General features: G+C 74.3%; 1 protein-coding gene. It reads right to left on the reverse strand.

The features are described 5' to 3' along the window. Window positions 1-8: 8 nt before the first annotated feature. The coding region (locus tag ACVV2G_RS16935; RefSeq protein ID WP_453843514.1) for an amino acid adenylation domain-containing protein at window positions 9-12,319 on the reverse strand (12,311 nt) is incomplete at its 5' end.

A 12,319-nucleotide genomic window follows, 5' to 3' on the forward strand; every position in this document is an offset into this window, starting at 1 on the left:
CCGGGCCGTTACGCCGGGTCCGGTGCGGTGTCGGTCGGTGTCAGTCCGTCCGCCGCGATGTCCCAGATCCGCCGGACGACGTCCGGGTTCAGGAGCATCTCGCGGTGGGCGCAGTCGAGCGTGTGCTCCCGTATGCCGCCGGAGACGAAGGGGCGCCACCGTCCTGCCTTGGTCTCGGACTCGGCGGAGACGAGCAGCAGGGTGCCGGAGGTCTTCCGGGTCCGGTGGGCGAGCAGGATGCGGGTGTTGTTGCGGACGATGCGGAGGTACGCCTCGTGCTCCTCGCCGGTGAGCGCGCCGGCCACCGTCTCCTCCTGTTCGGCGAAGCCCGCCCGCTGCTCGGCGGTGGCGGGGCCGTCCACGGGGCTGGAGTCCAGCAGGATCAGCGCGGCCACTTCTTCTCCCGCGTCCTGGAGCTGGGCCGCCATCTCCTGGACGACGTTGCCGCCGAAGGACCAGCCGAGCAGGTGGTAGGGGCCGGTGGGCTGGACGGTGCGGATCTGCTCGACGTAGTCGGCGGCCATCCGGGACAGCGAGTCGGGCAGTTCCGCGGTGCCGTCGTCCATGCCGCGGGGGCGCAGGGCGTAGAGCGGCTGGTTCCCCGGCGCGGCGTCGGTGAGCCAGCCGTACTCCCAGCCGAGGCCCAGCACGGTGTGGGCGCAGAAGAGCGGGGGCCGGTCGCCCGTGGACCGCATGGGCACCAGCATGTCGGCGGTCCCCTGCCGTCCCTCGCGGGCGATCCAGGCCAGCAGGCCGGCGACGGTGGGTGCCTCGAACACGGCCCGGACGGGGACGTCGGCGCCGACGACCGCCTTGACGCGGTTGACGAGCCGTACGGCGAGCAGCGAGTGGCCGCCGAGGTCGAAGAAGCTCGCGTCGACGCCGACGGGCGAGACGCCGAGCACCTGCTCGAAGACGGAGCACAGCAGCTGTTCGCGCAGGGTGGCCGGTTCTCGGCCGCCGGCGAGTGCGGTGTAGTCGGGGGCGGGCAGGGCGGCCCGGTCGAGCTTGCCGTTGGGGGTCAGCGGCAGCGTGGGCAGCGGCGTCAGCACGGGCGGCACCAGGTGTTCCGGGAGCCGCTCCGCCAGGTACCTCCTGACCTGCGCCACCAGGTCCGCGCCGTCGTCGCCGGCGGCGGGCACCGGGACCAGGTAGCCGGCGAGGGCGGGTTCGCCGCCGGGGTCCTCGCGGGTGACGACGGCGGCCTGGGCGACCTTCGGGTGTGCGGCCAGGGCCGCCTCGACCTCGCCCGGCTCGACGCGGAAGCCACGGATCTTCACCTGGTCGTCCGCGCGGTCGAGGAACTCCAGGTGGCCCCCGGCCGTCCACCGCACGATGTCGCCGGTGCGGTACATCCTCTCGCCCGCCGGTCCGTAGGGGCAGGCCACGAAGCGCTCGGAGGTGAGCACCGGCCGGCCCAGGTAGCCGCGGGCCAGGCCGGCGCCGGCGACGTACAGTTCGCCGGCCGTGCCGGGGGGTACGGGCCGCAGGCCGTCGTCGAGGACGTACGCCCTGATGTTGCGCAGGGGCCGGCCGATGGGCACGGTGTCGCCGTCCCGCGCCGCGTCGCACGGCCAGGCGGTGACGGCGATGGACGCCTCGGTGGGGCCGTAGAGGTTGTGCAACCGCGCGCCCAGGGTCCGTCGGAAGCGGTCGCGCACGGACGCCGGGAGCGCCTCGCCGAGGCAGAGGACCGTCCGCAGGCCGGTGCACCGCTCGGCGGCGCCGCCGTCGAGGAACGTCCGCAGCACGGAGGGGACGAACTGGGCGACGGTCACCCGTTCCCGGTCGACGAGGTCGGCCAGGTACTCGGGGTCCGGGTGGGCGCCGGGGCCGCTCAGGACCACCGCGGCGCCGTTCAGCAGCGGCCAGAAGATCTCCCACACCGAGGCGTCGAAGCCGAACGACGCGCGCTGCAGCATGCGGTCGGTCGGCCGGAGCCGGTACTCCTCCTGCATCCAGGCCAGTTGGTTGACCACGCCGAGGTGCGGGACCACGACGCCCTTCGGGGTGCCGGTGGAGCCGGAGGTGTACATCACGTAGGCCGGATGGTGCGGCCGCAGCGGCGTCCGGCGGTCGGCGTCGGTGAGCGCCGCGGTCTCGGGGGCGTCCCGGAAGCCGTCGGCCAGGGGTCCGTCGAGGTCGATCCACCGTGCCGGTGTTCCGGCCTCCGTGCCGCCGAGCCGGGCGGTGGTCCGCGCGGTGCTCAGCACGAGGACCGGGGAGGCGTCGGTGAGCACGAGGTCGGTGCGCCGCCGGGGCTGGCCGGGGTCGACGGGCAGGTAGGCGGCGCCGGTCTTGACGACGGCCAGGAGCGCGACGATCTGTTCCACCGACCGGTCGAGGGCGACGCCGACCAGGGTCTCGGGTGCGGCTCCGAGGCCGGCCAGGTGCCGGGCGAGCCGGCCGGAGCGCTCGTCCAGCTCGGCGTAGGTGACCTCCGTGCCGTCGTGGACCAGGGCGACGGCCTTGGGGGTGCGGGCGGCCTGCCGGGCGAAGAGTGCGGGAACGGTGTCGTCCGGTAGGGGGCCGGCGGTGTCGTTCCACTCCTCGGTGACGCGCCGCCGTTCGGCGTCGTCGAGGAGGTCGACGCGGGCCACCGGGAGGGTGGGGTCGGCGGCCACCGTCTCCAGGACCCTGAGGAGCCGGGCGGTGAGCGTCCGAACGGTGGAGTGGTCGAAGAGTTCGGCGGCGTAGACGACCTCTCCGTCGAGTCCCGCGGGCGCGCCGGTCTCGTCGAAGCTCTCCCGGACCTCGAAGTCCAGGTCGAACCGGGCCGTCGGGGCGCCGGCCGGCTCCTCGCGCACCTGCACACCGGGCAGGCTGAGTGTGTCCCGGTGGTTGTTCTGCACGGCGAGCATCACCTGGAACAGCGGGTTGCGGGCCATGGAACGGGCCGGGGCCAGCTCCTCCACCAGCCGCTCGAAGGGCACGTCCTGGTGTTCGAAGGCGTCGAGGCCGGCCCTGCGTACCCGGTCGAGCAGTTCCAGGAAGTCGGGGTCGCCCGTCAGGTTGGTGCGCAGCACGAGGGTGCCCGCGAAGAAGCCGACGAGGTCGTCCAGGGCCTGGTCCGTGCGGCCGGCGACCGGACTGCCCATCACGATGTCCCGTCCGGCGCCGCTCTTCGACAGCAGGACCGCGACCGCCGCGTGCAGCAGCATGAACATGGTGACGCCCTGCCCGAGTGCCAGCTCGGCGAGGCGTGCGTGCAGGGGGGCCGGGATGCTCAGCGGCACCAGTCCGGCCCGGTGGTCCGACACCACGGGACGGGGCCGGTCCACGGGGAGGGCGAGCTCCTGGGGTGCGCCCCGGAGCCGCTCCTTCCAGTGGGCGACCTGCGCGGCGAGCACGCTGTCGGGGTCGTTCACGTCGCCGAGGAAGTCCCGCTGCCACAGGGTGTGGTCGGCGTACTGCACGGGCAGCGGTTCCCAGTCCGGGGCGCGACCGGCGGCACGTGCCCGGTACGCCTGCGAGAGGTCCCGCCACAGTGGGCCCATCGACCATCCGTCACTGGCGATGTGGTGGACGGTCACCGAGAACACCCACTCGCCCGGGCGCAGGGAGAACAGCTCGGCCCTCAGCGGCAGGTCGCGGGCCAGGTCGAAGGGGTGGGCGGCGAGCGCGTCGAGCCGGCCGGCCAGTTCCTCCTCGGTGACGGCGGTGACCGGCAGGTCCACGGCCGCCTCGTCGACGGGCAGGACGTGCTGGCTCGGCTCGTCGTCGACCAGCGGGAAGGTGGTGCGCAGGCTCTCCTGCCGGGCGACGACGTCGGCGAGGGCCGTGTGCAGCAGCGCGGGGACCAGGTCGCCGGTCAGGCGCAGGACGAGGCAGATGTTGTAGAGGTGGTTGGGCCCTTCGATGCGGTCCACGAACCACAGGCGGCTCTGACCGTAGGACACCGGCAGCACGGGCGGACGCGGCATCGGCACGACGACGGGCCGGGCCCGGCCGCCGGCCCGGGTCAGCTGCCGTGCGAGGCCGGACACGGTGGGGTTCTCGAAGACGGTGGCCACGGAGGTCTCGGCGCCCAGTACGGCGCGGATGCGGCTGACCAGCCGGACCGCGAGCAGGGAGTGCCCTCCCAGGGCGAAGAAGTCGTCGTCGACACCGACGCGGGGCAGGCGCAGCACGTCGGCGAAGACGACACCGAGCAGTTCCTCGTACGGCGAGGCCGGGCCGCGCGCGACGCTGACGGCGGCCATCGGGTCGGGGGCGGGCAGGCCGGCCCGGTCGACCTTCCCGTTCGGGGTGAGCGGCAGCCGGTCCAGGACGGTCACGAAGGGCGGCACCAGGTGGTCCGGCAGCCGGTCGGCGACGAAGCGCCGGATGCGGTCGGCCAGTTCACGGGCGGGCACGGAAGGGTCCGCCGGTGCGGCGTAGGCGACGAGGCGCTGGTCGCCCGGGGTGTCCTCGCGGACCACGACCACGGCCTGGGCCACGTCGGGGTGGGCGGAGACGGTGGCCTCCACCTCCCCGGGTTCGACGCGGAAGCCGCCGATCTTGGCCTGGTCGTCGGCCCGGCCGACGAACTCCAGCACGCCGTCGGCCCGCCACCGCACCAGGTCCCCGGTGCGGTACATGCGGGCGCCGCCGTCCTCGAACGGGCAGGCCGTGAACCGTTCCGCGGTCAGGCCCGGCCGCCTCGCGTAGCCGCGGGCGAGGCCGTCGCCGGCGATGTACAGCTCGCCGGGCACACCGACGGGGACGGGCCGCAGGGCGGTGTCGAGGACGTAGGCGCGGGTGCGGGCCAGCGGGCGGCCCAGCGGGATCGCCCGGCCGCTGCCGACGTCCGCGCGGGTGACGGGGTGGGTGTGGGTGTAGGTGACGCTCTCGGTGGGGCCGTAGCCGTTCATCAGCCGGGTGCCGGGCAGGGTGTCGAGCAGGGTGCGGCAGTGTTCGACGGAGAGCGCCTCGCCCCCGGTCAGTACGGAGCGGACGCCGCGCAGCGCCTCGACGTCGAGGTCGATCACCTGGTGCAGCAGTCCGGTGGGCAGCAGGGCGACGGTGACCCGGTGCCGGGCCAGGTGGTCGCGGATGGCGGCGACGGACGGTGAGCCCGCCGGTCCCACGGCGAGGGCGGCGCCGTTGAGCAGGGTGGCCCAGAGGTCGAAGGTGGTGGAGTCGAAGGAGACGGACCCGAGGTGGGAGACGACGTCCCCGGGGCGCAGGTCGGCGTAGTCGGCGGGGCGGACGAGGCGGTCGACGGCGCGGTGGGTGGCGACGACGCCCTTGGGGGTGCCGGTGGATCCGGAGGTGTAGATGGTGTAGGCGGCGGAGTCGAGGTGCGGGGGCGTGGCCGTGGGTACGGCGTCCTCGGCGGCCACCGCGTCCCGGGTCGAGGGGTCGTCGAGGACGATGCGGGCCGGTCCCCCCGTGTTCCCGGGCAGCCGGTCCGTCAGGCCGGTGGTGGTGAGGAGGGCCGCGGGGGCGGCGTCGCGCAGCATCAGTTCGATGCGGGCGGCGGGGTAGCCGACGTCGACGGGGAGGTAGGCGCCGCCGGTCTTCAGGACTGCGAGGAGGGCGACGACCGTCTCCGGCGAGCGTTCCATGGCGACGGCGACGAGGCGCCCGGGGCCCGCGCCGTGCCGGGTCAGGTACCGGGCGAGCCGGTCGGAGGCGGCGTCGAGTTCGGCGTACGTCGTCCGGGCGCCGTCGGCGACCAGGGCGGGGGCGTGCGGGGTGCGGGCGGCCTGGGCCCGGAAGTGGTCGGGCACGGTAGCGGCCGGCGCGGCCCGTTCGGTGCGGTTCCACTCGGTGAGGACGCGGTGCTGGTCGTCGTCGTCGAGCAGGGCGATGTCGTGGACGCGCCGGGCGGGGTCGGCGACGACGGCACGCAGGACGAGCAGGAGACGGTCGACGAGGGACTCGGCCGTCGTGCGGTCGAAGAGGTCGCAGGCGTAGGTGAGGCCGCCGTCGATGCCGGCGGGCCGGCCCTCGTCGTCGAACCGTTCGGCGACATGGAGGTCGAGGTCGAACTTGGCGCGGCCCAGTTCGGTGGGAAGGGCCTCGACGTGCAGGCCCGGCAGGTCGACGGTGGCGGTGGGCACGTTCTGCACGGCCAGCAGGATCTGGAAGAGGGGGTGGCGGGCGCGGGACCGTGTCGGTGCCAGTTCTTCCACCAGCCGCTCGAACGGGACGTCCTGGTGTCCCAGGGCGCCCAGCGCCGACCGGCGGACCCTGCCGAGCACCTCGGTGAAGGTGGGGTCGCCCGAGAGGTCGGTGCGCAGCACGAGGGTGTTGACGAAGAAGCCGATCAGTTCGTCGGCGGCCTCGTCGGTGCGGCCCGCCACGGGGCTGCCGATCGGGATGTCCCGGCCGGCGCCGAGGCGGGAGAGCAGCACGGCGAGCGCCGCCTGCCACACCATGAAGGGGGTGGCCCCCTGGGCGACGGCGAGTTCCGACAGGCGTGCGTGCAGGTCGGCGGGTGCGCTCATGGGCACCCAGCCGCCCTCGCGGCTGGCCACCGCGGGCCGCGGCCGGTCGGTGGGCAGGGCCAGTTCCTCGGGGCTGCCGCTCAGCGCGTCCCGCCAGAAGGCGACCTGGCCGGCGAGGATGCTGTCGGGGTCGTCGCCGTCGCCGAGCAGGTCGCGCTGCCACAGGGTGTGGTCGGCGTACTGCACGGGCAGCGGTTCCCAGTCCGGGGCGCGGCCGGCCCGGCGGGCGGTGTAGGCGGTGGACAGGTCGCTCAGCAGCGGGACCATCGACCAGCCGTCGGCGACGATGTGGTGCGTGACCAGGACCAGCACGGCCTCGTCGCCGTCGGCTCCGTCCACGTCGAGGAGGGTGGCCCGCACGGGCGGTCCGGCGGTGAGGTCGAAGACGTGGCCGGCGGCCTCGTCGATCCGGGCGTCCAGTTCCTCGCGGGCCACGGACTCGACGGCGAAGTACGGGGGGAAGTCGTCGAGGGAGACGATGTCCTGGTAGGGGTCGCCGTCGGCGTGCAGGAACCGGGTGCGCAGGCTCTCGTGCCGGGTGAGCAGGTCGGTCCAGGCCGCCCGGAGTGCACCGGTGTCGAGTGTGCCGGTCAGCCGCAGCGCGAGCGGGATGTTGTAGAGGGGTCCGGCGGCTTCGAGCCGGTCCACGAACCACAGGCGGCGCTGGGCGTACGAGAGCGGCAGGCGCCGGGGCCGGGGGCCGGCGGTGAGGGCGGGCCGCGGGATGCCGGTGAAGCCGGCCTTCTCGACGGTGGCGGAGAGACCGGCGACGGTGGACGTCTCGAAGACCGCCTGTACGGGGATCTCGACGCCGAGGACGCCGCGGATGCGGCTGACGAGGCGCACGGCCAGCAGCGAGTGGCCGCCGAGGGCGAAGAAGTCGTCGTCCACGCCGACCCGGTCCACGCCCAGGACCTGGGCGAAGACCGAGCAGAGGAGTTCCTCGCGCAGGGACGGCGGGCGGCGCGGCGCACCGGCGCTCGCCGCCTCGGGGGCGGGCAGGGCCGCGCGGTCCACCTTGCCGTTGGCGGTCAGCGGCAGTCGGTCCAGGACGACGACGGCGTCCGGCACGAGGTAGTCGGGCAGTCGTCCGGCGGCGAACTCGCGGACGTCCGGGAGGGTTTCGCCGGGCGCCGCGGTCACGTGGGCCACGAGGCGTTTGTCTCCCGGGGTGTCCTCGCGGACGGTGACGACGGCCTGGGCGACGGCGGGGTGGGCGGCCAGGAGCTTCTCGACCTCGCCGGGCTCGACGCGGAAGCCGCGGATCTTCACCTGGTCGTCGGCCCGGGACACGAACTCCAGTGCGCCGTCGGCCCGTCGGCGCACGATGTCGCCGGTGCGGTACATGCGGGTGCCGGGTGCGTCGAACGGGCAGGCCACGAAACGTTCGGCGGTGAGTCCGGGGCGGGCGACGTAGCCGCGGGCGAGTCCGGCACCCGCGATGTACGCCTCGCCCGCGACGCCCGCCGGGACGGGTTCGAGGCTGTCGTCGAGGACGTACACGCTGGTGTTGTCCATGGGGCGGCCGATCGGCACGACGTCGCCCGGGGCGCCGGGTTCGGTGAGCGGGATCTGGGTGGCGATGACGGTCGCCTCGGTCGGCCCGTAGCTGCTGCGGACGACGATGCCGGGGACGGTTTCCAGGACCCTGCGGACCGCCTCCTCGGGGACGACGTCGGCGCCGGTGAGCACGTCGTGGACGCCGGTGAACGCGGCCGGGTCCTCCTCGGCGACGACCCGGAACAGGCCGGCGGTCAGGTGGGCGTGGGTGAGTCCGTGGTCGGCGACGAGGGCGCGCAGGCGGGCGGCGTCGGTCCGGCCGGGCGGGGTGACGATGAGGGTGCCGCCGGTGAGCAGCCGTACCCAGATCTCGACGGTGGAGCCGTCGAAGGTGTGCGGCGCGGCGAACATGCCGCGGGCGGTCCCGGAGAACGTCCAGCAGCGGTCACCGGCGAGGTCGACGACGTCGCGGTGGGTGGTGCCGATGCCCTTGGGTTCACCGGTGGAACCGGAGGTGAACATGATGTACGCGAGCTGGTCGGGCAGGCTCCGCCCGGCGACACCGCCGGCGGGCCGGCCGGCCCACTCGGCGTCCCCGGCGTCGGCGACGACGACCTCGGCGAACAGGCCTCGCATCTCCTCGGCGTACCGGCCGTCGGCCAGGCACACCTGCGCTCCGGCGAGCCGGAGCATCGCGGCGGTGCGTGCGGCGGGCTGGGCGGGGTCGAGGGTGAGGTAGGTGCCGCCGGCCTTGAGGACGGCCAGCAGGGTGGTGACCACGTCCGGGGAGCGGTCCATGACGACGGCGACCACGGACTCCGGGCCGACGCCGAGATCGATGAGGTGGTGGGCGAGGCGGTTGGAGCGGGTCTCCAGCTGTCCGTAGGTGATCTCCTCGGTTCCGGTGTCCAGGGCGATCGCCCTGGGTGCGCGGGAGGCGCGGATGGTGAACAGCTCGGGGACGGTGAGCGCCAGGGTGTCGCTGCGGGCGCCGCCCGACTCGGCGATCAGACGCCGCCGTTCGGCCGGGTCGAAGACGTCGATGCGGGCCACGGGCCGGTCGGGCTCGGCGGTGGCGGCGTCCAGGACGCGCAGCAGTCGGTTCACGAGGGTCTCCGCCGTGGTGTGGTCGAAAAGGTCGGTGGCGTAGGTGAGGCCGCCGGTCATGCCGGCCGGCGCGCCGCCCTCGTCGTGGAGTTCGACGACCTGGAAGTCGAGGTCGACCTTGGACGTGGTGGGCCTGCCGGGTCCGGCGTCGACGTCGAGGCCGGGCAGCGAGACGTGAGCCGGCGGCATGTTCTGCACGGCCAGCAGCACCTGGAAGAAGGGGACGCGGTCGGTGTAGCGGGCGGGGGCCAGCTTCTCCACGAGCCGGTCGAAGGGGACGGCCTGGTGGTCGAGGGCGTCCAGCGCCGTCGACCGCACCCGGGCGAGGACCTCGGTGAAGGTCGGGTCGCCGGACAGGTCGGTGCGCAGCACGAGGGTGTTGAGGAAGAACCCGACCAGGTCTTCGAGGGCTTCGTCGGTGCGGCCGGCGACCGGGCTGCCCAGCGGGATGTCCTCCCCCGCGCCGAGCCGGGACAGCAGGACGGCGGTGGCCGCCTGCCACACCATGAACATGGTGACGCCCTCGGACCTGGCCAGTTCCGCCAGCCGTGCGTGCAACGCGGCGGGTACGTCGATGTCGGCCCAGCCGCCGCTTCGTCCGGGCACCGCGGGGCGGGGCCGGTCGAACGGCAGGGCGAGTTCCTGGGGGACGCCGTCGAGCACGGCCCGCCAGTGCTCGACCTGCGCGGAGAGCGGGCTGTCGGCGGCGTCGGTGTCGTCCCCGAAGAGCCGCTGTTGCCAGAGCGCGTAGTCGGCGTACTGCACCGGCAGGGGCGCGAAGTCGGGTGCCCGCCCCGACCGGCGGGCGGCGTACGCCGCGGACAGATCCCGCCACAGAGGCGCGAGGGACCAGCCGTCCCCCGCGATGTGATGCACCACCAGCACCAGAACGCAGGACTCCTCGTCCACCCTCAACAACGTCGCCCGCAACGGCAGTTCACCGGCCAGGTCGAAGACGTACCCGGACACCTTCTCGATCCGCGCCTCCAGCTCCTCCGCGGCGACCGGCACCACGGGCAGCCCCACCACCGCCTCCCCCACCGGCACGATCTCCTGATACGGCTCCCCCTCCACCTGCGGGAACCGCGTCCGCAACGCCTCGTGCCGCGCCACCACATCACCCAGCGCCGCACCCAGCGCGGCCACCTCCACCCGGCCCGACAACCGCACCACCAACGGAATGTTGTACAGCGCGCTCGCACCCTCCAGCCGGTCCACGAACCACAACCGCCGCTGCGCATACGACAACGGCAACCGCTCCGGCCGCTCCCCCACCCCCACCCCCACCGCAGGACGCACCCCCGGCCCCACCGCCCTCTCCAGCCGCGCCGCCAGCCCCGCCACCGTCGGCGTCTCGAAGAGGTCGCGGACCAGCAGTTCGACGCCGAGGACGGCGCGCACGCGGCTGACCAGCCGTACCGCCTGGAGGGAGTGGCCGCCGAGGGCGAAGAAGTCGTCGTCCACGCCGACCCGGTCCACGCCCAGGACCTGGGCGAAGACCGAGCAGAGCAGTTCCTCGCGCAGTCCGGTCGTGCGCCGGGCGACGGCCGGCTGCGGCTCCGTCTCCGTCTCCGTCCCCGGTGCGGTGGCGAGCAGGTGGAGCCGGCCCTCGGTGTCCCAGCGGGCGCGTTGTCCGGTGGGCCGTAGGAGGGTCCCGTCGTCGGTGAACGGGCTGGGGACGGTGTCGTCGCCGGACTCGTCGCAGGTGACGTGGAGCCGGCCGGGGACGCCGGGCGGCACCGGCATGAGGCGGTCGTCGAGGACGTGGACCCGGGCGTCCGGACCGGCGGTCCCGGGCTGCCGGCCGGACCACTCCAGCAGCTGCCGCCGCTCGGTGCCCACCAGGACGTCCACCGTGTGCACGGGGCGTCGGGGGGCGGTGGCCACGGCGTCCAGAACGCGCAGCAGCCGGGCGGTCAGGGCCTCGGCGGTGGCGTGGTCGAAGAGGTCGGCGGCGTGGACGAGCGCGCCGTCGATGCCGGCGGGCCGTCCCTCGGCGTCGAAGCGCTCGGCGACCTGGAGGTCGAGGTCGAACTTGGCGTCGCGGGCGGCGTACGGCATCACGTCGGCGTCCACGCCGTCCAGTTCGGGGACGAGGAGGGGCGTGGACTGCACTTCCAGGACGGTCTGGAAGAGGGGGTGGCGGCCCATCGAGCGGGGCAGGGCCAGCTCCTCCACCAGCCGTTCGAACGGCACGTCCTGGTGGTGCAGGGCGTCCAGCGCCGTCGACCGCACCCGGGCGAGGACCTCGGTGAAGGTCGGGTCGCCGGACAGGTCGGTGCGCAGCACGAGGGTGTTGACGAAGGACCCGACCAGGTCTTCGAGGGCTTCGTCGGTGCGGCCGGCGACCGGGCTGCCCAGCGGGATGTCCTCCCCCGCGCCGAGCCGGGACAGCAGGACGGCGGTGGCCGCCTGCCACACCATGAACATGGTGACGCCCTCGGACCTGGCCAGTTCCGCCAGCCGTGCGTGCAACGCGGCGGGTACGTCGATGTCGGCCCAGCCGCCGCTTCGTCCGGGCACCGCGGGGCGGGGCCGGTCGAACGGCAGGGCGAGTTCCTGGGGGACGCCGTCGAGCACGGCCCGCCAGTGCTCGACCTGCGCGGAGAGCGGGCTGTCGGCGGCGTCGGTGTCGTCCCCGAAGAGCCGCTGTTGCCAGAGCGCGTAGTCGGCGTACTGCACCGGCAGGGGCGCGAAGTCGGGTGCCCGCCCCGACCGGCGGGCGGCGTACGCCGCGGACAGATCCCGCCACAGAGGCGCGAGGGACCAGCCGTCCCCCGCGATGTGATGCACCACCAGCACCAGAACGCAGGACTCCTCGTCCACCCTCAACAACGTCGCCCGCAACGGCAGTTCACCGGCCAGGTCGAAGACGTACCCGGACACCTTCTCGATCCGCGCCTCCAGCTCCTCCGCGGCGACCGGCACCACGGGCAGCCCCACCACCGCCTCCCCCACCGGCACGATCTCCTGATACGGCTCCCCCTCCACCTGCGGGAACCGCGTCCGCAACGCCTCGTGCCGCGCCACCACATCACCCAGCGCCGCACCCAGCGCGGCCACCTCCACCCGGCCCGACAACCGCACCACCAACGGAATGTTGTACAGCGCGCTCGCACCCTCCAGCCGGTCCACGAACCACAACCGCCGCTGCGCATACGACAACGGCAACCGCTCCGGCCGCTCCCCCACCCCCACCCCCACCGCAGGACGCACCCCCGGCCCCACCGCCCTCTCCAGCCGCGCCGCCAGCCCCGCCACCGTCGGCGTCTCGAAGA

The sequence above is a fragment of the Streptomyces sp. JK94 genome (genome assembly GCF_053613315.1).